The organism is Marinactinospora endophytica (assembly GCF_054780875.1).
Genome location: NZ_BAAGVM010000005.1, coordinates 147154 through 171101, shown reverse-complemented (window position 1 = coordinate 171101; position 23948 = coordinate 147154). Strand labels below are relative to the sequence as shown.

Here is a 23948-nt window from a genome sequence, read left to right as displayed (position 1 = left end):
ACCGTCGGGTCGCCCCGGGGCTACCGCTGAGAGCGGTTCTCCGTTCCGATGTCCCTCAGCCCCGAACGGGAGGGCCGACGGTCCGCGGGAACCGACCGCCGGGGAGGACTCGGGTGCGCGGACGCCGGTCACCCGATCCGCACGACGTGCTTTCCACGCACGCCACCGACCTCCAGCGCCCGGTGCGCGGCGGCGATGTCGGAGAGGGAATGGACGGTGTCCACGACGTGGCGGATGTCCCCGTTCTCCACGCGAGCGGCCAGGTCGGCGAACAGCCCCTGGTCGGGATCGCCACTGAAGAAGCGGATCCTGCGCGTGCCGTGGACCGCGGAGGCCAGCACGGCGAAGGCGCCGGAGGGGATGTTCCGGGTGTCGAAGGCGATGGCGACCATGCGTCCGCCCCGGGTCAGCAGCCCTCGGTAGTGGGACTGCTCGGTGCCGGCGGTGTCCATGACCACGTCGAAGGGGGCCAGATCGGCCGGCCGCGTCGTGCGGTAGTCGAAGGCCTCGTCGGCGCCCAGTCCGCGGACGAAGTCGAGGTTGGCGGCCCCGGCGAGCGCGGTGACGTGGGCCCCGAGCGCCCTGCCGAACTGGACGGCGACGCTGCCCACCCCGCCCGCGGCACCGCGTACCAGCAGGCGTTCCCCCGGCTTCAGCCGCGCCTTGTCGCGCAGGGCGGTGATCGCGGTCGTGCCCGCGGGCAGGGACGCGGCCTCCACGAGGGCGAGGTTGCGAGGGGCGAGAGAGAACTGTCGCGGACGGACGGCCACGTACTCGGCCGCGCTGCCGAACCGGCCGCGCGGCAGGATGCCCCAGATCCGGTCGCCCTCCCCGAACCCGCGCACCCCGGCGCCGGTCCGGACGATCTCGCCGGCGAAGTCAATTCCCACCCGCTTGGGGAAGCGGCGGCCGGCCGGCAGACGCGGCCGTCCGGAGCGGACGTGCAGCTCGACTCCGTTGACGCTGGTCGCGTGGACCCGGACCAGCACTTCGTCACGCTCGGGCGAGGGCACGGGGAGCCTGCCCTCGTAGAGAACCTCGGGCGGGCCATAGCGGTCGTACAACGCCGCGCGCATCTCGTCCATGTACCGGTCCCACCTTTCCTCCGCGCCACGTCAGGGCGACGGTCCAAGTGATAGTGGGGTCTCCACTTGTCTCCAACCTAACGGGCCAACCGGAGAGCTTCTTCCATTTCTCCTAAAGTGAGAGACATGAGCGTCCGTTCCCCTCAGAACCCACCCGACGGTCCCGCCCGCCTCGACCCGGGGGGCACGGCGAACGGACTGCGTTCCGACGCCCGGGAGAACCGCGAACGTATCCTCCGGGCCGCCCGCGAGGCCTACGCCGCACAGGGGATCGACGTGCCCCTCACGACGATCGCCCGACGGGCCGGCGTCGGGATCGCCACCCTGTACCGACGCTTCCCGACCCGTGCCGCCCTGATGGCCGAGGTGTTCGGCGAACAGCTCGCCCAGTGCACCGCGGAGCTCCACAAGGCGTTGCAGGACCCCGACCCCTGGAACGGATTCCGGTCCTTCGTCGAGAAGGTCGGCGCGATGCAGACCACCGATCGCGGCCTCACCAGCGCTCTCCTCTCCCACTTCCCCGACGCCGCAGGCCACGACCACGGGCACATCGAGGAGCTCCTCGCCCGGCTGGTGCAGCGCGCCAAGGACGCGGGGAAGCTGCGCGCGGATTTCCACCTCGGCGACATCGCCCTGGTGCTCCTGGCCAACTGCGGTGTCATCGAGGGAGCGGGAGACGACGCCCCGGCCGCCTCCCGGCGCCTGGTCGCCTACCTTCTCCAGTCCTTCCAGGCCGACCACGGCACCCCACTGCCCCGGCCCGCCCCGCTGGAGCTACGCCGGGTCTACGCTCCCTCCGCCTCCTGAGCACGCGCAACGGTCCGGCGCGACGGTTGCGCCGCGATGCTGGAACAGACCGCGACGCGGACGGCGGGGTGACCCGTCGTGGGCAGCGGGCGGTTCCCGGACGGGGCCGCCAAAGATCGCGGGGGAGGCGCTGGGAGGCGCCTCCCGTCCCGGCCCATGGGGGAACGGGAGGCGAGACCCCGCCAGCGGCTCCGGCTCTTGCGCGGTTGTGGCATGCGCTCCACGAGCGAGTGGCTCAGGTGCGATGGTTCCGGGACCGCGTGAATCGGCCTCTCACACCTCGTGCTCAGCAGCGCTCAGCCGCGTCACCAGGGGTGCGCCGATGCGCCCGGCCCCGGCTCTCCGGCCCTCATGTTCACTCCGTACGGTTCGAACGCCCCGCCGGCAGGCCACGCCGGCGAAGGCGCCGACCTGGAACCCCGGCCTCAGCCGAGCGTGGTGTCGTGCAGCACCACGCTCTCTTCGAGGGGGATCCGGCCGAGGGCGAGGTTGAACACCGGCGAGTCGGGCTTACCGGTGCCGAAAGCGATACCGAAGAGCAGTTTGAACTCGTCTGAGACACCCAGCTTCTTGCGTACCGTGTCGGCGAACAATCCGTGCACGGCCTGCGGAACCCCGTGAAAACCCCGCGCGTGCAGGGAGAGCAGGAAGTTCTGCCCGTACATGCCCACGTCACTGGCGGCGCGCACCCCGTCGCCGAGCTGTGGCACGAACAGCATCGCCACGTGCGGCGCACCGTAGAACCGCAGGTTGTCGCGTATCACCTCGTTGCGGCCCTCCTGGTCATCGCGTGCGATGCCGAGCTTGCCGTAGATCTTCGCGCCCTGGGACCGCGCGCGTTCCTGGTACACCCCATCGCCGTAGGTGTCGGTGAAGTCGGAGGAGAACCGCTGCTCGTCGTAGGCGGCGAGCAATTCGGCGCTGAGCTCGTCACGCGCGGCCCCGGAGACGACGTGGACCAGCCAGGGCTGGGTGTTGCTGTGCGAGGGCGCGCTCTGCGCGTCTTCGAGCACGCCGCGAATGACCTCGGGCGGCACGGGATCGGGCAGGAACTCCCGCACCGAGTGCCGGGACCTCATCACGTCACTGAAAGACAATGCCGTGGTCGGCGATGTGACCTCGCTTGCCCCTGTGGAATGGGCGATCCGCTGGTTCATGCCCCTCACCGTGCAACCTTCACATATATGTGAGGGTCAATGTGATGTGACCGGACTCTCCTTGGGAGCCGGATCCGACGCGCGGTCCTCCGCGCGGCCCAGCGCCTCGATGTAGCGCGAGATCGCGTCGCGGTTCCGGGTGAGGCACTCGATCCTCTCCGTCATCCGGTCGCGCTCGCGCTCCAGTAGGGCGCGCAGCTCCGAATCGGGATCCGCGACCACGATGTCCTCCGTGTGGTCGATGCAGGGCAACAAATCGCGGATGATCCGCGTCGGAAGCCCGGCATCGAGCAATCCGCGAATCTGACGTACCCGGTCCACCAGGTACTCGTCGTAGTCCCGGTAACCGTTGTCCAGCCGCCGCGGCGCGATCAGCCCCTGCTCCTCGTAGTACCGCAGCATCCGAGGCGGAACCTGAGCCCGCTTCGCCAGCTCACCGATGCGCATACCGCTCCCTATTCGCCGCCTTGGACTTCGCGGCAAGCGCCGGGACCCCGGGCCGACCGCGACGTGACCGAAGATCGTCTCAACTGTAGAGGCCGATTCACTGGTCGGTTTGCGGTGGCATGTGAGGGGTGCGGTAAAGGCGAGAACTGTTCCGGCTTGCGCTCGTAGAGGTGGTGAAGGCGTCGGCAGCCGGACGGCCAGAACACGGTCCGGCGATGTCGGCCCGGGTATCGGGGCGACTCGAGGCCCTTGCCAGCGAGGCGGCACCGGATGCCGTGGAAAGCGAGCCGGCGCCGCAGGCGAGAATGGTCGTGGCCTTTGTCGCCGTGGGGCTTACCGGGCCGTCGGCGTCGCGGACCGCCGCGGGAACGGATGGGTGGAATGCCGCGGACCAGGGGAACGAGAGCCTGGCTGTCGTGGAGACGGCGGAGATGCCGCCAAGGGCCGGCCCTGGGCGTCGTGCGCCCCGGCGGGGTGATCAGCCGCGTGGGGTCCCGCGGTGCGAACAGGCCCCGATCGGTATGGGCAGCCTGTTCCGCCACAACATCCGGCTGGCGGGCGGACCCGCCCCGGTACGCGCCCACATCGACGGCCTGTCGCCCGACATCCTGGACGGCGCCATCGAGCCGGGCAGGATCCTCGACGCCACCACCGACCTGTCCGGTGTCCCCGCCGGGTACCGGGACATGGACGAACACAGGGGCCCGAAGGTCCCGCCCTGACCGACCACCCGTGGGTGGCCGTGGCGATGGCGCGGTGGTCCTTCGACGATCACCCGCGCCTCGCGGGGCTGAGCGGGCAACCCCGGCCGCGTAGCCGATCAGGGGGCACGTGGCGGATCGCCATGGCTTCGGGAGAACCGGGTCGTGTGGCCGTCCGCCGCGCACCGGCCCACGTCCTCGCCGCGCGTCCGCGGTGTCCCGTCTAGGGACGGGAACGGCGCGCCAGCGCCGCCAGGATCTCCTCGGCGTGGGTCCACGGCAGCGCCGCCCCCGCGTGGGGAAGCAGGTGGCGGCGCGCTGTGGGGATGATCTCCGCCAGTCCCGCGCCGTGGTCGGGGGAGTGGACGGCGCTGGTGTCACGGCCGCCGTACCACAGGTCGACCGGGACGGTGATCTCCCCCGGGTCGAAGGTCCAGCGGCGGAAGGCCAGCACCAGGTCGCGCGCGTAGCCGGCTCCTCCCTGGGTGAAACCCTCGGCCAGCGCCCTGCGGTAGGGACGCTCGAACATCGGGTCGGCGTAGAGCGCGCGGTCGGTCTCGGAGGCCGTCTCCATGACGACCCGCCACATCGTGTCCGCGTTCGTCTCGGTGAACGCCTCCTCGAAACCGTCGGGGTCGGTCGCCGCGTGACGCACCAGCGCGAGCACGTCGGGGTCGAGGAGACCGGTGAAGCGCGGATGGGCGAGCTCGTCCGTTCCCGACACCACCGCCACCGCGTCGGCACCGCCGAGCGCCGCGCACGCCAAGGCGAACGGCCCTCCGTTGGAGAAGCCGACCACGCCGAACCCGGACAGTCCCAGTTGCGCGGCGAGCGCGTCGACGTCGGCCGCCCAGTCGTTCAGGGTGCGCCCCGGAGCCGGGTCCGAAGCGCCCACCCCCGGGCGGTCCACGCAGATAAGGCGGGTGTCCAGCCGGTCGAGCACGTCGGCGCCGAACCCCAGGCCGCGTCCCATGCCCGCGCCGGAGCAGAACACGACCGGTCGTCCCTGGACGGGACCCCACTGCGCCCAGCCGAGTGCCCGCCCATCCGGTGTCCGCACCACGCCGGAGTCCCGTGGCCGGGTGATCGCCTGTCGTCGCACAACCGGTCACCCTAGGACGAGTCGCGCGGCCCGGCCAGTGGTTTTCCGGTGGAGCCGCCCCGTCCTGGCCGTTGTCAGGTGCTCGTGAGGACGACGAGTCGCTGGGTCGCCCGGGTCATCGCGACATAGCGGTCGACCGCTCCCTCGATTCCCGTGCCGATCCTCTCGGGGTCGACGAGGACGACCAGGTCGAACTCGAGTCCCTTGGCCAGTTGTGGGGTCAGCGACCGGACGCGGGGCGTCGCCGGCAGCGCGGGACCGCCGATGACGCAGGCGACGCCGTCCGCGTGCTCGACAAGCCAGGCGTCGAGGATCGCCTCCAGCTCCGAGACGGACCCGTGGACCACGGGAACACCGCTGGCGCGGATGGAGGTCGGCACGTTGGCGTCTGGCAGCGCGGCCCGGATGACGGGCTCGGCCTCCGCCATGACCTCCTCCGGTGTCCGGTAGTTGATGCTCAGTGAGGCCAGGGCGACCTGGTCGAATCCGACCCGTTCGAGCCGGTCCCGCCACGACTCGGTGAACCCGTGCCTGGCCTGGGCGCGGTCCCCGACGATGGTGAAGCTCCGGGAGGGGCAGCGGAGCAGCAGCATCTGCCACTCCGCGTCGGTCAGTTCCTGGGCCTCGTCCACGACGATGTGCGCGAACGGGCCGGCGAGCGGGTCCGCCTCGGTTCCGGGCAGCGCGGCGTCGTCGATCAGGCTGTCCTGCAGGTCGCGCCCGCGCAGCATCGTCACCGCGCCCTCGCCGTCGTCGTCGGCCTCCAGGATGTCGTGGATGACGTGGGACATGCGCTCGCGTTCCACGGCGACGGCGGCCCTGCGCCGGCGCCTGCGCCGCGCCGCCTCGGGGTCGCCGAGCCGCCGCCGCGCCGCGTCCAGGAGCGGCAGGTCGCAGACCGTCCAGGCGTGGGCGTCCTCGCGCTGGAGCTTGCGAATATCGTCGATGGCGAGCCAGGGGGCGCACTTGCGCAGGTAGGCGGGGACCGTCCACAGGTCGGCGACGATGTCGGTCGCCTCAAGCAGCGGCCACGCCCGGCTCAGGGCCCTGACCAGTTCCGCGTTGCGCAGCAGCGACCTGCGGAGCAGGTCGGGGGGAACGTCGTCGTCGTTGCGGTCCACCAGGATCGTGACCAGTTCCTCCAGAAGCTGCTCTCGGGCCTCGTTGTGCGGGGTCCCGGGTTCCAGCGCGTCGAACGCCTCGGTCCAGTCGTCGGCGCTCACCTGGATGTCGGCCCAGTCGGTCGTGACCGTCATCCCCCGGGTGGGAGGCTGTTCGTAGAACTTGACGGCCTCGTCGACCGCCTTCACCAGGTCCGCGGACGATTTCAGGCGGGCCACCTCCGCATCGGTCTCGGTCCTTGCCGTGGCCCCCTCGGGAACGAGGTCCCGCAGGGTGCAGATCCGCACGCCCTCCTCGCCGAGGCTGGGCAGGACGTCGGAGACGTAGGCGAGGTAGGGCTGGTGCGGGCCGACGAACAGCACGCCGCCCCGACGGTGCCCGAGGCGGGGGTCGGAGTAGAGGAGATGGGCGGTGCGGTGCAGGGCGACGACGGTCTTCCCCGTCCCCGGGCCGCCGTCGACGACGAGGGCGCCACGGGATCCCGCGCGGATGATGGCGTCCTGGTCGGCCTGGATGGTGCCGAGCACGTCTCGCATCCGGGCCGACCGGTTGGCGCCCAGGCTGGCGATGAAGGCGGACTGGTCGTCGAGCGCGGCGTGCCCCTCGACCCCGCCCGCGGTGAACACCTCGTCCCAGTAGTCGCTGATCCGACCCCGGGTCCAGCGGTACCTGCGCCGGCTCACCAGGCCCAGCGGGTTGGCGTGGGTCGCCGCGAAGAACGGCTCGGCCGCGGGGGAGCGCCAGTCGATCAGCAGCCGACGCCCCTCGTCGTCGGTGAGGCCGAGCCGGCCGATGTACACGGGCTCGGGGTCGTCCGCGCTGACGATGCGTCCGAGGCACAGGTCCAGACCGAAGCGGCGCAGGGTACGCAGGCGGGCGGACAGCCGGTGGACCTCCATGTCCCGGTCCATCGCCGCCCGGCCCAGCCCGCCGGGCGCCCTGCGCGCGGCGTCGAGGCGGACGGTCAGGTCGGCGATCGTCTGCTCAAGGGTTCTCTCGATGGTCGCGAAGTGCCGCTCGTCGTCGGCGATCAACTTCGGGTCGGCCTTGGGGGAGAGGTGTTCGGGGAGGTCGAACGCGCTGGTCACCAGGTGTTTCACGTCGTCTCCCGTGTCGTGGGTTCCGGTCACGGACGACGATTCTGCGGCATGACCCGGGTCTTGCCGCAAGCCCGGGGGTGCGCTATACGTTAAGAGTGGAGGGGAGTGACCGTCCCCCTCCGCTCCGGTCGTCCGTGGTCGTGGATGGTCTTTGATCTTCGCCTGGTGGCAACGCGCCCCGTAGGGCGGCACCGACCCGCGGCCCCTCTTCCTTCCCCGTTTCGAACGCGCTCGCCTCCTGGTGGAGGCACGTGTGACGCCTCTTCGGATGTGCGCGGTGGACGCCGCCCCGCCGTGGCGGCCCCGTCCCTCCGGGCGCTTCGATGTGAGCGTGGGCGATCCGCCGGGGCCACCGGGATGTCGCTCCCACGCCGGGGCCGTGGACGCTGACGGGCTCGGGCACCGCCTTCACACCGGACTCGATCACCGGATGGACGGTCCGACGGCGCGGGTCCGGCCCGCTCGCGGCCTCGTCGAGCGCCGATGCGGAGGACGATCGGGCGGGCGGCACAGGTCCCCGGCGCTCTCCTCGACCCGCCGCGGGCGGGAACGCCCCCGGTTCCACAGGGCGGCACCCCGCGGCGTGGAGAGACGCGCGTCGCGTGGACACCGGGAGGGGACACGAACCGTACGTCGGGGACGGAGCGGGACCCGCCCTGCCACAGGGGCGGCGCGCGTCCGTCGTCGGTGCGCCCCCGCGCTCGCAGTCGACACACCGTCCCTCCCGCACGTCAGGAGTGGGAGGTCGGAGGTCGAGGGCGGCGTCTCGGGCGGGTTCGGTCGCTCGCCCCCGGGCCGGCCGTGCGATCACTCGCGAAATCCAGAGGATCGCCGAGATCACTGCGAGTAGATTACGCGGAGTCCGTCCCCTGGCTCCCGCGCAAGGCGGGGCCGCAGGGGGCGGACCGACGGACGTGAGGGATCGAGAGGGAGGAGAGCCGGGGATGATTCGCAGGCTTCAGGCGGTCGCGTTGGACTGCTCGGACCCCAGGCGGCTCGCGGAGTTCTACGCGGAACTGCTTGGCGGGCAGGTCGTGGCGGACCCGGAGGATCCGGCCTGGGTCGAGGTGCACGGCTTCGAGGGAACGCCGCTGGCCTTCCAACGGGTGCGGGACTACCGTCCACCGGAGTGGCCGGGGCAGCAGACGCCCCAGCAGGTGCACCTGGACTTCGAGGTGGACGACATCGAGGCGGCCGAGAAGCGGGTACTGGAGCTCGGCGCGACCGTGCTGGAGCGCGCCGACCAGGTGCGTCCGGGGGCCAACTGGCGGGTCTACGCGGATCCGGCGGGCCATCCCTTCTGCCTCTGCCTCCACTGAGACGGCCGCGCCGCCGAAACGGCGTCGGAGGTCGCCGGCCGGGCGCGGCCCGGCGCCACGACGGCGGGAGCGGTAGGGGCCAAGGGGGCCGGCGACCGCGCCGCGCGGCGGCAGACGGATCGCGGGGACGCGGGACGGCCCACGCGGCCGTTCCGGTCACCGTCGGCCGGCCCCGGCCGGGGCGCCGTCGAGCGCCGCGCCCGGAGAGGGAGCCCGCGCCTTTCCCCGGGGCCGGCCCCGAGCGCTCCTGGCGGGGCGGTTCGAAGAGCGCGGAGCCGGCGGCCAGGGCCGTCCGCCGGTCATCCGCCCTCTCGCCGAGGCGCCGGGACATAATCCCTCGCCCCGCGGCCCGGGGGCTGGCACACTTCCGGGATGAGCTCATCCCGAATCTCCCTGGTGAACCGGCAACTCGACATCGCCTGGGCACTGCTGGAGCACCACGCGCAGGATCTCGACGACGCGATGTGCCTGTGGGAGCCGGCACCCGTGTCCTGGAACGTGCGGCCGGACGGCCAGGGGCGCTGGGTCGCCGACTGGCAGGTCCCCGAACCGCAGCCCGTCCCCGCCGTCACGATCGGCTGGGTGACCTGGCACGTCGACTACTGGTGGACGACCACCCTCGAGCACTGCTTCGGCTCCGGGGCGCCCGCGCGCGAGGAGATCGTCTGGCCCGGCAGCGCCGAGGCGGCGATCGCGCGGCTGGCCGAACTGAAGCGGTCCTGGCAGGCCGGACTCGCGCGGCTCGACGACGCCGATCTGGACTCCACCTCGCGCACGGCGGGCCTCCCCTGGGGGGAGGGGCTTCCGCTCGTCGACGTGGCGGGCTGGGTCGGCGTCGAACTGACCAAGAACGTCGCCGAGATCGGTCTGCTGCGCCATCTGTACACCTGGAACGCCGCACGCTGACCCCGACCGCCGGAAAACCGGTGTTGTCGGCGGGCTCCGCCCCCTACCCTCGGCCGCATGCGTGATCTCCTCCGACTGCCGAAGGCCCACCTCCACGTCCACCTGGAGAGCACCATCCGCCCCGGCACGTTGCGCGAGATCGCCGCGGCCAACGGCGTCCCCCTGCCGCGCCTCCACGCCCCGGCCGGCGCGGGTCCCCTGTTCACCGGCTTCCGCGCCTTCGCCGACCACGGCTCCCTGGTGCGGTCATGCCTGCGCCGGCCCGAGGACTTCCACCGGGTCGCCGTCGAGTTCTGCGCGGACGAGGCCGCGCAGGGCACCCGCTACGTGGAGGTGACGTTCACCGCGGCCTCCCACGGGGAGCGGTTGGGACGGCTCGAAATGCCGCTGGAAGCCGTCCTGGACGGGCTCGCCGAGGGCGCGGCGGCCCATGGGCTGGAGTACGGGGTCATCCTCGACCACTCACGGCGGCGCTCCGTGGAACGGGCCTGGCGCACGATGAGGCTGGCGGCCCGTTACGCCTCCCACGGGGTGGTCGCCATCGGGATGGCGGGGGAGGAGCCCTACCCCCTCGCTCCCTTCACGCCCGTCATCGACGCGGCCCACGACGCGGGGATACGGCTCGTCCACCACGCAGGTGAGGCCTGCGGGCCGGCGAGCATCCGCGAGGCGGTCGAGGTGGGACGGACCCGGCGGATCGGCCATGGCATCCGGATCCTGGACGACGACGAGCTGGTCGCCGAGGTGCGGGAGCGCGGCATCCCGCTGGAGGTGTGCCCGTCCTCCAACGTCGCCCTCGGCTTCGCCAACTCCCTCGCGGCCCATCCGTTGCCGCGGTTGCGCGCCGCGGGACTGGCCCTGACCCTCAACACCGACGTCCCCTCGGCCACCGGCAGCGGTCTGGCCGGGGAGTACGCGCGGGTGCGTGACGCTTTCGGCTACGACGACGCCGTCCTGGCCGAATTCGCGCGGACCTCGATCGACGCCTCCTTCGCCCCGGTGGACGTCAAGGTGCGCCTGCGCCACGAGGTGGACGCCTGGCTGGCCCCGGCGGAGGGGAGACCGTCGCACACGGGGAGGTGATCGTTTCCCCGCTCCACTCCTCTGATCTGGGGATCTCCGGTGGCCCACGATCCAGCCCGGCCGATGGGAGACCGCGCGCCGCCGGCAGGGCACGTCCGATGTGGTGGGCTGAGAAGAGGGCCTCTCCCTCTCCACCGTGTCCAGGACGGTGGCCCGGGCTTCTGCGGGGAGGGCGGCGCCGCCCTCCCCGTGCCCGGTGCCACGGACGAGGCCGTGCGCTTCTTACGGTCGCCTCCACGCAAGCCACCTCGACGCATTCGGGCGACGCGCCGCCGTAAGACGACTTGTGCGACTTGTCCGGGAGGGGACACTGGATGAAGCCCCGTCTTCCCGATCACTTGCAGTGTCCGATCGGACGGCAGTGCTACTGCCTGGAGTTCCCGGTACAGGGCTGATCGTTCCATCTGCGGACGATACGGGCGGGCCAGGTCGATGTTGGCCCTGGCCCTGCCGTCGCTTGACCGGATCGGGGGTAGGGCCGCCGCCGACGTGCTCCACATCAGTGAGAGGACAGGGCGCTCATGGGCATCGTGTCGAGGGGATTCCAGGGCCGCCGTGGCGGCGACAGCGAACGCCTCCCGCCGGGGCAGTACCTCACCGACGGTTTCCCCGTCCTGACCGCGGGCCCCACCCCGCGCGTGGACACCGACGAGTGGACGTTCACGATCACCACCGAGACCGGCGAGTCGCGGACCTGGTCATGGCGGGAGTTCCAGAACCTGCCCCAGGAGCATCCGCACACCGACATCCACTGTGTGACCCGCTGGTCGAAGTTCGACACCGACTGGACGGGGGTGTCGCTGGACACGCTCCTGGCCGACGTCGACACCTCCGCCGACTACGCACTGGCCTACTGCTACGGCGGCTACAGCACCAACCTGCCGCTCCAGGACCTCCAGGAGGGTCAGGCGTGGGTCGTGCACGAGTTCGAGGGGGAACCGTTGCCCGCCGAGCACGGCGGCCCGGCCCGGCTGTTCGTCCCCCACCTGTACTTCTGGAAGTCGGCCAAATGGGTCCGCGGCATCCGGCTGCTCGACCACGACGAACCCGGCTTCTGGGAACAGGCCGGCTACCACGACTACGGCGACCCCTGGCGCGAGCAGCGCTATCGGGGGGACTGAGGGATGGCCGGCCGCTGGAGGGCGGCCACGGTCGCCGCGCACCGTCCCGAGACCCCCACGGCGCGCACCCTGGTCCTGCGGGTTCCCGACTGGCCCGGGCACCTGGCGGGCCAGCACGTCGACGTCCGGCTCACCGCCGAGGACGGCTACACCGCCCAGCGCAGTTACTCGCTGGCCGCGCCCGCCGTCGGCGACCTCATCGAGGTGACCGTGCAGCGCGTCCCCGACGGGGAGGTATCGCCCTACCTCGTCGAGGTGGCCGACGTCGGCGACCAGATCGAGATCCGCGGCCCTCTCGGCGGCTGGTTCGTCTGGAGGCCCGACGACCCGGCCCCGGTGGTGCTGGTGGCCGGCGGCGCGGGGATCGTGCCGCTGATGTCGATGGTGCGGACCCGGCGGATGGCGCGCGCCAAGGCGCTGTTCCGGTTGCTGTACTCGCTGCGTTCGCCGGCGGAGCGCTACTACTCCACGGAGCTGGGCTCCCACCAGGCGGGTGACGGAGGTCTGGACGTCTTCCTCGCCTACACGCGGGAAGCACCCGAGGGGGTGACACGCCCGCCACAGCGCCTGGCCCTGTCGGAGATCAACACCCACGGCCTACCGCCGGACTCCGCGCCGACCTGCTTCGTCTGCGGCCCCACCGGGTTCGTGGAGAGCGCTGCCAACGCGCTGGTCGCACTGGGACACGACCCGCGCAGGATCAAGACCGAACGCTTCGGGCCCAGTGGAGGACGACCATGACGACACCCTCTGTCTCCGAGCCCAGCCACCTCGACGGCAACGCGCTGGCCGGCCCACTGTCGGAGGTGTTCCGGGTGGATCTGACCGGTGCGACACGCCGCTGCGCGGTGTGCGGGATCACCGGGGCCTTCGCCGAGCTTCGGGTCTACGCCGAATGTCCGGGGCTGGTGGTGCGCTGTCCCGGATGTGACACGGTGGTGTTGCGCCTGGTCCACGAGGGCGGCGTCCTCTGGATCGACCTGGGCGGAACCGGCTGCCTGCGGCTGCGGGTGAAGTGACGCCGGTCTTCGAGCCCTCCGCGGTGACGGGGTGACGCCGGGGCGCGCGAGGCCCGGTCGCGCCCGGGCGCAGACCGACGGGCGTCCGCGGCCCCTCCCACCGGCCGGTCCGGTTCCGCGTGCGAGACGGCGCCGCCTTTGGGATGTGAGCCGGGCCTGAAGCCGTTCGGGGCCGGGGAGGATGTCGCCCTTCCGGCCGGGAAGAACCGGGAATCCGCTCTTCCGTCGATCCGGTTGGAAACCCCTGGTCCCACGCCCCGTTGTGGCTCCCGCGGGCTCAGCCCGGCGACACCGCCGCCCGCCGAGGTCACCGTCCGCACGCTTTCCTCCGCCCCGTGGGGCGGAGGAAAGCGCCGGGCGTCGACCACCTCCGGCGGAGCATAGGTCCGGGGGCAGCCCTCTCCGCGTTCCCGTATCGGTGGTGGGCGCACAGCGGGCCGAAATCCCGCCAGCGCCGCCGAAATCCCCTTGCGCCACGCCCCAGATGTCCTGAAACACTCCCGGAACACCGATGGGAACCCGTGGCCGGCCACGGGCGTTGGAGCCGCGTACGCCACGGGCAGGACGATGGGGGAGAAGTCGATGACGGAGACGTCCGGTTCCCGACCGCGGGAACTCACGGGGTGCGCGGTCGTGTTCGAACCGGCCGACCCGCCACGGACGGGACACCTGGCCTGGTGGTGTGTCGACGGCTCGAAGCCGCCGGCGCATCTGGGCCAACCGGGAACGCTGACGATCGCCGTCCGGGACGGCACGGCGGTGCGGCCCAGGATCCTGCCGGTGGCGCGCACCCCGGTGGGCGCGGCCCTGGCCGACCTGGTCCGGATCCGGCGCGACGGGGGCGCCCATCCCGCCGCGTCCTTCTGGGGCGCGGTCGCGATCGAGGCACTGACCTCGGTGGCACGTGGGCGGCTGCTGCCAGGTGTCTCCCCCGAGGGGTTCGACGCCTGGCGGATCGGTCCGTTGGACGCCGGGACCGTCGACCGGATCCACGCCCTGGCCGCCGCCATGCCGGCCGAGGCCAGAGCTGTCCCGCTGCCCGGCACGGACCCTCTCGAACTTCCCGCTCCCGAAGACCTGATCCGGGCCTTCATGGACGCGGTGGCCGACACGATGCCGCGTACCCCCGCGGCGGTCGCGGCGAGCGGTGGCGCTCCGTTCGCCGCGACCGCGCCCCAACAGGTCCCCGAGCTGCGGGCGTGGGCCCATGAGGTGTCCGCCGGGATCGACTCCGGCGTACGGGTGTCGTTGCGGGTCGAGGTCGCCGACGGGGACTTCGAGGACGGCGTGTTCAGGGCCGTCCTGCAAGTCCACAGCGTGGCCGACCCGGCCCTGGTCGTCGACGCGGCCGACCTGTGGGAGGGGGCGAGGAGCGGATTCGACGACCGTGCCCGCTTCGACGCCGTCCTCGCGGTGCGACGGGCCGCCCGGGTGTGGGAACCGCTGGGGCGGCTCCTGGACGTGGCCGTCCCCGACGCGATCACCCTCACCGACGGCGAGGTCGAGGAGCTGCTGGACGGGGCCGCCGCGCCGCTGGCGACCGCGGGCGTGGACGTCCACTGGCCCAAGGGGCTCGTCCACGAGATGACCGCCGGCGCCGTCGTGGGCGCCGGCGACCCACCACCCTTCGGCGGCCCGGCGTTCCTCGGCGGCGACCAGTCGTTCTCCCTCGACTGGCGGATCGCCCTGGCCGGCGCTCCGTTGAGCGAGAAGGAGATGGACCTGCTCGCGGAGGCCCACCGGCCCGTGGTGCGGCTGCGCGGCCAGTGGACGCTCGTACCGCCCGCCCTGGCTCGCAAGGCCCGCGACCGGCCGATGAAACCCCTGCCGGCGTTCGACGCGCTGACCGCGGCGCTCACCGGGAGCACCGAGATCGACGGGGAACGGGTCACGGTCCTCGCCGACGGGTGGCTGAAGACGCTTCGGGACCGCATCGCCGACCCCTCCACCGGCCACGAACAGGTGCGAACCCCCGCCGGTCTGACCGCGACCCTGCGCGACTACCAGCTGCGCGGCCTGGGCTGGCTCCACCGCATGACCTCACTGGGGTTGGGGGGATGTCTCGCCGACGACATGGGACTGGGCAAGACGATCACGCTCATCGCGCTGCACCTGCACCGGCAGGCCGACCCCGCGACCACCGGACCGACCCTCGTCGTCTGCCCCGCCTCGCTGCTCGGCAACTGGGAGCGCGAGATCACCCGCTTCGCCCCCGGCACCCCCGTGCGCCGTTTCCACGGCGCCGGACGCGCGCTCGACGGTGTCACCGACGGATTCGTGCTCACCACCTACGGCACGATGCGGTTGGACGCCGGACGGCTCGCCGAGGTGGGATGGCGCCTCGTCGTCGCCGACGAGGCCCAGCACGTGAAGAACCCCCGGTCGGGAACCGCCAGAGCACTGCGGACCATCCCCGCGCCCGCGCGTGTCGCCCTCACCGGTACCCCCATCGAGAACAACCTGACCGAGTTGTGGGCGATCCTCGACTGGACGACGCCCGGACTGCTCGGCACGCTCACCGCGTTCCGCCGGCGCTGGGCCGAGACGGTCGAGGGCGGGCGCGACCCCGAGGCCGCCGAACGGCTGTCACGGCTGCTCCGCCCCTTCCTGCTGCGTCGCAGGAAGACCGACCCCGGCATCGCCCCCGAACTGCCCGCCAAGATCGAGTCCACCCACCCGACCGCGCTCACCCGGGAACAGGCCGCGCTGTACGAGGCGCTGGTCCGCGAGGTCATGGAGCAGATCGCGGCGAGCGACGGGATGGCCCGGCGCGGACTGGTCATGAGGCTGCTGACCGGCCTCAAGCAGATCTGCAACCACCCCGCGCACTACCTCAAGGAGGAGCGTCCGTGGCTTCCGGGACGGTCGGGCAAGCTCGACCTGCTCGACGAGCTGGTCACCACCATCACCGCCGAGGACGGTGCCGTGCTCGTGTTCACCCAGTACGTGGCCATGGCCCGGCTCATCGAGGGCCGTCTGACCGAACGCGGCGTCCCCAGTCTGCTGCTGCACGGCGGCACGCCGATCCGACGGCGTGAGGAGATGGTGCGCGCCTTCCAGGAGGGGAGCGTCCCGGTGTTCCTGCTGTCGTTGAAAGCCGCCGGGACCGGGCTCAACCTCACCCGCGCCGACCATGTCGTCCACTACGACCGCTGGTGGAACCCCGCTGTCGAGGAACAGGCCACCGACCGCGCCCACCGCATCGGCCAGACCCGGTCGGTGCAGGTCCACCGCCTGGTCACCGAGGGAACGATCGAGGACCGCATCGACGCGATGCTGCGCGCCAAGCGGGAGCTCGCCGACGCGGTTCTCACCTCCGGTGAGGCGGCGCTGACCGAACTGTCCGACACCGAGCTGGCGGAACTCGTCGAGTTGAGGAGCGAGCGATGACCACGGGACACGACGACCGCGTCCGCGGCTTTCCCGCGTTCTCGCCACAGAAGGGGCGAGGACGCGGACGCTCCTGGTGGGCGCGGGCCTGGACCACGGCGATGGAGGAGAACTCGCTCGACCGCGAGCCGTTGGCCAAGGGGCGCGCCCACGCCCGTACCGGACACGTCGGCACGATCACCGTCAGCCCCGGCCGGATCGCCGCGCCGGTCTACGGTCCCGGGCACGCCTCGCTCCACCACACCGCCGTGTTCGTCGAGGAGCTGTCCGACGCCGAGTGGGCGCGCCTGCTCGACCAGGTGGCCGCCGAATCGGGGCACATCGCGGCACTGCTCGAAGGCGAGATGCCGCACGCCCTGGTGGACGCGGCCGAGGAGGCCGGCGTGCGGCTGCTTCCGGGCATCGGCGATCTGGAACCCGAATGCGACTGCGACGACTGGGAACTTCCCTGCATGCACGCCGCGGCCCTGTGCTACCAGGCCGCCTGGCTGCTGGACGACGACCCGTTCGTGCTGCTGCTGATGCGCGGCCGGGGCAGGAGCGAGCTGTTGGACGAGCTGCGGCACCACGCGGCTCCGGGGAGGAGCGCGGCCCGCGGCCGGGAGGCCACGGCGGCGCGGGGGACCTCCGCCGAGGAGGCCTACGCCCGCGTTCTCGGCCCGCTGCCCGAGGAGACACCGCCCCCCGGCACGCTCGACGCCCTGCCCGCCCTGACCCCCCTTCCCGGAGGTGAACCCGACGCGCTGGATCTCCTCGTCGCCGACGCCGCGGCCCGGGCGCGCGACCTCCTCGTCACCGGCGCGCCGCCGCCACGGCTCGACCTGTGGCGCGACACCGTGCGGCTGGCCGCGGCCTACCACGGGAGGGCCCGGGAACGGTTGGGTCGGGCGAGCGGCCGCGGCGAGGAACTGGAGCGCGCCGCACGGGCGTGGGAGTACGGTGGCCCGCAAGGACTGGAGGTCCTGGAGTCCCCTTGGGACCCGCCGGAGCACGTGTCGGCCCGGATGGGAGACGCGCTGTCCATGACCTGGGAGGGCGAGCGGGCGCCGCGGGCGGACGTCCGGCACAATCACTGGACGCTGGTCGAACACGGGATCCAGGTCCGCTACGGACGTGACGGGCGCTGGTACCCCTACCACGAGCGGGACGGGCTCTGGTGGCCCGCGGGGCCGCCGTCGCACGACCCCGCGGAGGCGCTCGCCGGACTGCTCGACGGGTGAGCGCCCGAAGGCGGGGGTGGTGGGGGCACCACCCCCGGTCCTCATCCCCGGGGTAGTGCCCTTCCACGTGCCGTTCCGTAACTTCGACTCCATGACAGACCTGCTGCGCCGCCTCGGCACCGACACTCGTTGCGTCTTGTTGGGCTTTCCCCTTTCCCTCGTCTCCTTCGTGCTGTCGGTGACCGGGTTGGCGCTGGGTGTGGGAACCGCCGTCACCGTCGTCGGCGTGCCCATCCTGGCCTTGACCCTGCTCATGGCGCGTGGGTTCGCCACCGCGGAGCGCAGCCTCATGACCGACATACTCGGCCGCCGCTTCCCACCGCCGCGCTACCGCCGTGCCGCGCCCGGGGCGGGGACCTGGCGCGTGATGACCGCCCCGCTGGCCTGCGCCCAGAGCTGGATGGACCTGCTGCACGCCGTCACGCGCCTTCCCCTCGCCGTGCTCACGTTCTCGGTCGTGGTGTCCTGGTGGGCGGTGACCCTGCACGGGCTGGCCTTCCCCTTCTACCGCTGGAGCCTGGTGGGGATCCCCGGTTACCAGGACCTCAGCGAACTGATCGGCCTGGGGAGCGGGGCCACGACCTCGCTGCTGTTCCACCTGGCGCTCAGCGCGGCGTTCGCGCTGACCCTGCCCTTCGTGACGCGCGCCTGCGCGCTGCTCAACGCGGGCCTGGGGATGGCCCTGCTCTCCCCGCAGCCGGTGGCCGACGTCGCGGGGCCCCGCGCCACCGTCTGAGCCGGACGCCCGCTCTACAGGTCGGCGGGCACCGGCACGCCCCGGGTGGGAGGCCGGACCCACCCGCGCGTCGGACAGGGCGGCGGGACGGCTCGCGGAGGCGGTCCCGCGACCCCACGGGGAGCACGGGGGAGAAGGCGGCCGCGACTCGGAGGCGACGACCGGGAACGCGACGGCACCGGCGGCCCCTCCCGGAGCGGGAAGGCCCGACGAGGCGTGGACCGCGCAAGATCCACTCCTGTCCAGCGCTTCTTCCACATCCGGTCACCGCTTCTTCACCCTCTGGACTCATACGGGGATCGTGGTCAGCGTCCATGCCGACGTGCTCGCGCCGAGCGCGTCGAAACGCCGGTCACGCCGTACCCCTTCGACGTGGCCGCCCCGACTCGTCGTCTCGAAGGGCGCCCCGGGACACGGCCGTTCCCCGACGGGCCGGCCACGCATCGACCGGTGTCGTCTGCCATGACCGATCCGACCCCTGCCGTCATCGGCGGACGAGCCGCCGAGTAGCCGGTTGTACCGCCCGTGCCCCCGATCGCCGAGCACGCGCCGGGCCAAGGCCGTCCCCGCTCCCGTCCCTGTTTTCGGTGGGCGCGTGGACGCCCACGTGAGTTCCACAAACGGGTGTCATCGTCATCTGGCAAAAGGGGTGGTGATGTTCGATGCGACCGTTCCCTAAAGAAAGCGGCATCTCAGCCTCGTGGCGGAAACGGTTCACGGAATCGGGCTACCTGGTCCTTCCCGAAAGCCTTCTACGGCGGCTCGAACCCGAGGTGGACCACTGGGTGGACGAGGGACTGCGCGCGGTCGATCGCCGCCTGCGTCGATCCCGGCCTCCACGGCCCGCCCCCGCCCCTGGAACTGGAGCTGCCTGCCCACGGTGAACTGCTCACCTTTCCGCCCCTGATGGGACTGCTCTCCCAGCTGGTGGCATCCTCCTTCGTCTTCCACCACACGCACAGCGACCGGCACGGTCCGCACACGGGCGGAAAACCCTGGCACCACGACTACGAGCCCGGCGCCGACAAGATGTTGGTCCTGGAGTGCGCGGTCCGCCGCGCGCTGCCGCGGTGGCGTTCGCCGGCCGGCCTGCCCAACGCCTGGGATCCGGTGCGCTGGAGGCACCTCGACGTGCAGGCCCAGGGCCGGGGTGGCGCCCCTTCCCTGCCGTCCTTCCCCATCTCCCGCGCTCCGGGGAGCGCGGCCGGCCACACCGGGAGGAGAGGAGTGGGGGAGCGGCGCGACGCCCCGCGCGGTCCGAGGACGGTACGGGCGGGGTGGCCGCCCTCCCACCGCCGGAACCGGCTCTCCCTTCCCGACGCGGCCGGAAAGGCCCGGTCGTGTGCCAGGGATCTCTCCCGGCGCCGGACCAGCGCGTCCCCCTCACCGAGCCGCTCACCCGCGATCGGCGGTGGCGTGCCGCCGGCCGGGCGGTCGGTCACGCCGGCGTCGACACCGCTCGCCGAGACCGGTATGGCCGGCGGCCACCGTCGGCCGTCAAGGAAACGGCACGACACAGCCCTCTCCCACGGCTCGTGGTCGGCGCCGGTGATGTTCGGACCGAGTTGCCCTTTATACCCTCCCGGGGTATACGCTGGTATACCTGCCCGGGGTATCGAAGACGCATTCGCGGCCGGAGACGGCCTCCCGAACCCCCGGCGACCATCGCGGACCCACCGAACGGCGACGAGAGGGAGAAGACGTGACAGCGAGACGGCGTGGCGGCGTGGTACCGCTGCTAGTGATCGCGACCGCGCAGTTGATGCTGGTGCTCGACGACTCGATCGTGAACATCGCGCTGCCGAGCATCCAACAGGAGCTCGGCGTGGACGCGGTACACCTGCCCTGGGTCGTCAACGCCTATATCCTCGCGTTCGGGGCGTTGCTGCTACTCGGCGGACGGATCGGCGACCTGTGGGGACGCCGCCGCACGCTGCGGCTAGGCATCGCGATCTTCGTGATCGCCTCCCTGGTCGGCGGTCTCGGACAGAACGCCGCCATGCTCATCACCGCGCGCCGCACAGGGGCTCGGAGCGGCGCTCACCGCACCCAACGCCCTGGCGTTGATCGCCACGACGTTCTCCGACCGCAAGACGCGCGACACCGCGCTGTCGCTCTACGGTGCGATGTCCGGCCTGGGCATCGTCGTGGGCCTGCTCCTGGGGGGAGTGCTCACCGACGTCCTGGACTGGCGATGGGTGTTCTTCGTCAACGTCCCCATCGGCCTGCTCGTGCTGTGGGGCAGCCGCACTCTGGTCACCGCCGACCGCGGCCGGGGCCGACTCGACACCCTGGGAGCGACGTTGGGCACCGGCGGCATGGTCGCGCTCGTGTACGCGATCACCAGGTTCGGCGAGGACGGGCTCACCGACCCGGCCGCGTTGCTCCTGCTGGGCGGGGCCGTCGCGCTGCTCCTCGTGTTCGTCACCTTCCAGGCCCGCAGCTCCAGTCCCCTGGTACCGCTGGCCCTGTTCGGCGACCGCAACCGGGCCGGCGCCTATGCGACCATGCTGCTGCTGGCCGTCGGCCCCATGGGCTCCTTCTACGTCATCACCCTCTACCTGCAGCAGGTTCAGCACTTCAGTCCACTGCAGACGGGTACGGCGTGGCTGCCGTTCGCCGCGGGTCTCGTCCTGGGCGCCGGGACCGCTCCCAGGCTCCTGCTGCGCCTCGCGCCGCGGTTCGTCGCCACGCTGGGAGCGCTGCTCAGCGCCGCGGCGGCGTTCTGGTTCTCCACGATCACCGTGGACACGGGCTACTGGACACACCTGGCCCCGGCGATGTTCGTCCTGGGGCTGGGTTTCGGCCTGGGTATCCTCGCGCTCACCCAGGCCGCGGTCTACCGTGTCGATCCGGACAAGGCCGGGATCGCATCGGCCCTGCTCAACTCCGCCCAGCAGATCGGTGTCGCGCTCGGCCTGGCCATCCTGGCGGGGATCGCCGCCAGTGTCACCGCCCAGCCCGGGAACACGGTCCTGGCCGCCGGCGAAGCCCTGACCTCCGGGTACGGCACCGCTCTGGCGGTGGCCGCAGGACTCCTCGTCGCCGCGGCGACACTCGCCCTGACCACGCTCGACGCCCGCCCGAACACGAGCCAGGACGTGTCCGGCCCGGCCGGCGCGGAGACCGAACCGGTGAGCTGACCGGCTCACACCGGGGTTCCGGCGCGGTGGAGACGCCCGGGGGCGGTGGGGCGGCGGTCCCCCTCCGGGCTTCCCGCAACGTGGCCGGGCCGCGTTGCGGGGAGCCCGCGGGTGATATCTCTGGGAGAACGGCCGTGGGGCCGGCACGCTCCGCCGTGGAAGAGCACCCCGGGACCGTCCCCTCCGACGCGGGCGTTACCCTGTGGGGGTATGAGTCTCCCGGCAGTGCGTTCCCGTCTTCACCCGGCCATCGCCCGGGTGAACGTCGCGCTGCTGTTGATGGCGGTGCTCGGCCTCGGGCTGATGCACACGCTCGGCCACCTCGGCGAGGGCGGTCATCACGGTTCCGCGGGGAGCGCGACGATCTCCCACGCGGCGCCCCAGGACACCGAGCCGGCCTCTCTCGGTCCACAGCTCCCCGACCTCGACCCGAGTTCGACCTGCCTGACCGACCGCGGCCCCTCCACGACGTCGCCGGGGCCGGCCCTCGCCGCCCTCACACCCGCGCCCGATGGCCACCTGCCACCTCCGGCGCGGCTCCTGTGCCTTCGGGACGCGGAGGACCTGACACCCGCCTCGCCTCCTTCGCTGGCCCAACTCCAGGTGCTGCGGATCTAGATTCCCTCGGCCGTGACCGCGTCGCGTTCTGGACGCGGATCACCGGCATGGCATGACCGTCGGCCGCGCCCCGCCCGGGGCCGCGGCGATGTCACCGACCTTTTCGAGGGAATGGACGACCATGTTCGAGTACAAGCGTGTCCTGATGCTGCCGTCCGCGCTGGTCGCGGCGCTGTCGCTCGCCTCGTGCGGAGGCGCCGACCAGGGTGCGCCCCCGCCGGCCCCCGAGGCGTCGCAGCAGACCGTCGCCGAATTCAACGACGCCGATGTCATGTTCGCGCGGATGATGATCCCCCACCACGAGCAGGCCGTGGAGATGTCCCGGCTCGCGGAGGAGCGCGCGGGCGGGGAGGTCCGGGAACTGGCCGCGCAGATCGAGGCCGCCCAGGGACCCGAGATCGAGCACATGAACCGGCTCCTGGAGTCCTGGGGGGAGGACCCGACGGCGCAGCCCGGCCACATGGACCACGGCGGCATGGACGGGATGCTGTCAAAGGAGCAGATGGCCGATCTCGAACAGGCGTCCGGTGACGACTTCGACACATTGTTCCTGCGGTTGATGATCGAGCATCACGAGGGCGCGGTCGACATGGCCGAGGAGCAGCTGGCGGAGGGGGTCGACCCCGAGGCGACACGGCTCGCCCAGGAGATCGTGGACACCCAGGAAGGCGAGATCGCCCAGATGAGCCGGATGCTCGGCGAAGACAACGGCCGGGACGGCGGTCCGGCCACCGGCGATGAGGCGTCCCACGGGGATCACTGACCGGGCCCGACGGGCCGCCGCGGTGGCGGCCCGTCCCACCGGTACGACGCAGACACAGGGCGAAGGAACAGTGAGAACCATGCGGAACGGAAAGACGCGCGGGCCGGTCGGACTCGCGGGAGCGGCCCTCCTGCTGCTCCTGTCGGCGGCGTGCGGCCCCGGCGGGGCCACGGAGCCCGGCCTCGGGAAGACCGAAGCGACGGGAATCCCCCTTCCCCCGGAGGCGACACACGTCCACGGCGTGGGCGTGGACCCCGGAAGCGGCGAGATCCTCGTCGCCACCCACGCGGGTCTCTACGTCCTCCCGGCACCGGGCCGAGACGGCGAGGCAGGTCCCGTCGAACCGGCCCATGTCGGCCCGGTCATCGACCTGATGGGGTTCGCGGCGCTCGGCCCCGGGCGTTTCGTCGCCAGCGGGCATCCGGGGCCGGGAACCGACATGCCCGACCCGGTCGGGTTGATCGAGACCCGCGACGGCGGCGCCACCTGGCGCGCGTTGTCCCTGGCCGGGGAGTCCGACTTCCACGCCCTGGACGCCGCGGGGGAGCGGGTGATCGGCTTCGACGGCGGGCTGCGCGCCTCCGAGGACGGGAGGCGGTGGGATGACCTGGACTCGACCGTCCACCCCCTGGCCCTGACCATGAGCGACGACGGGCGCACGGTTGTCGCCACGACGCAAAGCGGGGTCATGCGCTCCACCGACGGCGGGGCCTCCTTCACCCCGGTGGCGGACGCGCCTCTCCTTCTGCTGGTCGACCAGGTGGCGGGGACCGAGACCGTCTACGGCGTGACACCGGAGGGGAAGGTCCACCGCAGCGACGACGGTGGGGCCTCGTGGACGCCGACCGGCGCGATCAGTGGGGAGCCCGCGGCGCTGCACGCTGACGCGGACCAGCTCGTCGTGGTGGCCGACCACCACGTCAGCCGTTCCACCGACGGCGGCGGCTCCTTCGCGGGCTGGTGACCTTGGGCGGGGTGTCCGCCTCGCGCGACCGGACACCCCGCCGCCCGTCCGCCTCGCGTCCGGATCCGCGGTGGAGCCGTCCACGAGGGGTCTGCGCGCCGGTGGTCCCGCAGCGGACGCGCGCGGGCCACCGGCGCCTCGCCCC

General features: G+C 72.3%; 19 protein-coding genes and 2 pseudogenes. 15 read left to right on the top strand and 6 right to left on the bottom strand.

Features of this window, described 5'->3' with window-relative positions:
* Nucleotides 1-128 precede the first annotated feature (128 nt).
* Nucleotides 129-1076 carry an NAD(P)-dependent alcohol dehydrogenase gene (locus ACYVHU_RS11460; protein ID WP_498948580.1) on the bottom strand — a complete coding sequence of 316 codons (948 nt, stop codon included), beginning with the start codon at nucleotides 1074-1076 and terminating at the stop codon, nucleotides 129-131.
* Nucleotides 1077-1211: 135 nt separating this feature from the next.
* On the opposite strand from ACYVHU_RS11460, the gene ACYVHU_RS11455 reads away from it, so the two are divergent.
* Nucleotides 1212-1892, top strand: a complete 681-nt coding sequence (locus tag ACYVHU_RS11455; protein WP_498948336.1) for a TetR/AcrR family transcriptional regulator — start codon at nucleotides 1212-1214, stop codon at nucleotides 1890-1892.
* A gap of 425 nt (nucleotides 1893-2317) precedes the next feature.
* On the opposite strand, the gene ACYVHU_RS11450 is transcribed toward ACYVHU_RS11455, so the two are convergent.
* From ACYVHU_RS11450 to ACYVHU_RS11440, 3 genes and pseudogenes are all read right to left on the bottom strand, one after another.
* Complete coding sequence (locus tag ACYVHU_RS11450) at nucleotides 2318-2971, bottom strand: nitroreductase (RefSeq protein WP_235000884.1); 654 nt, start codon at nucleotides 2969-2971, stop codon at nucleotides 2318-2320.
* Between the two features lie 114 nt (nucleotides 2972-3085).
* Entirely contained in the window at nucleotides 3086-3496 is a 411-nt protein-coding gene (locus tag ACYVHU_RS11445) for a MerR family transcriptional regulator (RefSeq protein ID WP_078761242.1), read from the bottom strand.
* Between the two features lie 99 nt (nucleotides 3497-3595).
* Nucleotides 3596-3918 (bottom strand): annotated as a pseudogene (locus ACYVHU_RS11440) (transposase family protein); the annotation flags it as partial.
* Nucleotides 3919-4017: 99 nt separating this feature from the next.
* On the opposite strand from ACYVHU_RS11440, the gene ACYVHU_RS11435 reads away from it, so the two are divergent.
* Complete coding sequence (locus ACYVHU_RS11435; protein WP_498948334.1) at nucleotides 4018-4218, top strand: hypothetical protein; 201 nt, start codon at nucleotides 4018-4020, stop codon at nucleotides 4216-4218.
* Between the two features lie 202 nt (nucleotides 4219-4420).
* On the opposite strand, the gene ACYVHU_RS11430 is transcribed toward ACYVHU_RS11435, so the two are convergent.
* Together ACYVHU_RS11430 and helR are read right to left on the bottom strand one after the other, a co-directional pair.
* Entirely contained in the window at nucleotides 4421-5299 is an 879-nt protein-coding gene (locus ACYVHU_RS11430; protein ID WP_498948332.1) for an alpha/beta fold hydrolase, read from the bottom strand.
* A 74-nt stretch (nucleotides 5300-5373) separates the two neighbouring features.
* On the bottom strand, nucleotides 5374-7521 hold the full coding sequence (gene helR / locus ACYVHU_RS11425; RefSeq protein ID WP_498948578.1) for an RNA polymerase recycling motor ATPase HelR: 2148 nt from the start codon (nucleotides 7519-7521) through the stop codon (nucleotides 5374-5376).
* A 944-nt stretch (nucleotides 7522-8465) separates the two neighbouring features.
* On the opposite strand from helR, the gene ACYVHU_RS11420 reads away from it, so the two are divergent.
* The 13 genes and pseudogenes from ACYVHU_RS11420 (at nucleotide 8466) to ACYVHU_RS11360 (ending at nucleotide 23803) form a co-directional block, all read left to right on the top strand.
* On the top strand, nucleotides 8466-8840 hold the full coding sequence (locus ACYVHU_RS11420; RefSeq protein ID WP_498948330.1) for a VOC family protein: 375 nt from the start codon (nucleotides 8466-8468) through the stop codon (nucleotides 8838-8840).
* Between the two features lie 372 nt (nucleotides 8841-9212).
* Nucleotides 9213-9746, top strand: a complete 534-nt coding sequence (locus ACYVHU_RS11415) for a DinB family protein (RefSeq protein WP_498948329.1) — start codon at nucleotides 9213-9215, stop codon at nucleotides 9744-9746.
* Between the two features lie 57 nt (nucleotides 9747-9803).
* Nucleotides 9804-10829, top strand: a complete 1026-nt coding sequence (add, locus tag ACYVHU_RS11410) for an adenosine deaminase family protein (protein WP_498948327.1) — start codon at nucleotides 9804-9806, stop codon at nucleotides 10827-10829.
* A gap of 521 nt (nucleotides 10830-11350) precedes the next feature.
* Nucleotides 11351-11950 carry a sulfite oxidase-like oxidoreductase gene (locus ACYVHU_RS11405; RefSeq protein ID WP_498948326.1) on the top strand — a complete coding sequence of 200 codons (600 nt, stop codon included), beginning with the start codon at nucleotides 11351-11353 and terminating at the stop codon, nucleotides 11948-11950.
* A 3-nt stretch (nucleotides 11951-11953) separates the two neighbouring features.
* Complete coding sequence (locus ACYVHU_RS11400) at nucleotides 11954-12691, top strand: ferredoxin reductase (RefSeq protein ID WP_200813583.1); 738 nt, start codon at nucleotides 11954-11956, stop codon at nucleotides 12689-12691.
* Complete coding sequence (locus tag ACYVHU_RS11395; RefSeq protein WP_498948324.1) at nucleotides 12688-12969, top strand: DUF6510 family protein; 282 nt, start codon at nucleotides 12688-12690, stop codon at nucleotides 12967-12969. Before ACYVHU_RS11400 ends, ACYVHU_RS11395 begins: the two co-directional genes overlap by 4 nt.
* Before the next feature lie 582 nt (nucleotides 12970-13551).
* Nucleotides 13552-16359, top strand: a complete 2808-nt coding sequence (locus tag ACYVHU_RS11390) for a DEAD/DEAH box helicase (protein WP_498948322.1) — start codon at nucleotides 13552-13554, stop codon at nucleotides 16357-16359.
* The gene (locus ACYVHU_RS11385; protein WP_078761252.1) at nucleotides 16356-17579 is read left to right on the top strand and encodes a hypothetical protein; all 1224 of its coding nucleotides are present in this window, start codon (nucleotides 16356-16358) and stop codon (nucleotides 17577-17579) included. Before ACYVHU_RS11390 ends, ACYVHU_RS11385 begins: the two co-directional genes overlap by 4 nt.
* A gap of 91 nt (nucleotides 17580-17670) precedes the next feature.
* Nucleotides 17671-18315, top strand: coding sequence for a sensor domain-containing protein (locus ACYVHU_RS11380; protein ID WP_144390050.1), 645 nt, complete (start codon nucleotides 17671-17673; stop codon nucleotides 18313-18315).
* A gap of 1762 nt (nucleotides 18316-20077) precedes the next feature.
* Nucleotides 20078-21458 (top strand): annotated as a pseudogene (locus ACYVHU_RS11375) (MFS transporter).
* Nucleotides 21459-21668: 210 nt separating this feature from the next.
* A complete protein-coding gene (locus ACYVHU_RS11370) occupies nucleotides 21669-22076 on the top strand; it encodes a hypothetical protein (protein ID WP_144390051.1) in 408 nt (135 codons plus the stop codon).
* A gap of 121 nt (nucleotides 22077-22197) precedes the next feature.
* Nucleotides 22198-22839: a DUF305 domain-containing protein gene (locus tag ACYVHU_RS11365; protein WP_498948319.1), complete on the top strand. Its 642-nt coding sequence runs from the start codon at nucleotides 22198-22200 to the stop codon at nucleotides 22837-22839.
* A gap of 79 nt (nucleotides 22840-22918) precedes the next feature.
* Nucleotides 22919-23803: a WD40/YVTN/BNR-like repeat-containing protein gene (locus tag ACYVHU_RS11360; RefSeq protein WP_498948317.1), complete on the top strand. Its 885-nt coding sequence runs from the start codon at nucleotides 22919-22921 to the stop codon at nucleotides 23801-23803.
* The last annotated feature ends 145 nt before the right edge of the window (nucleotides 23804-23948 follow it).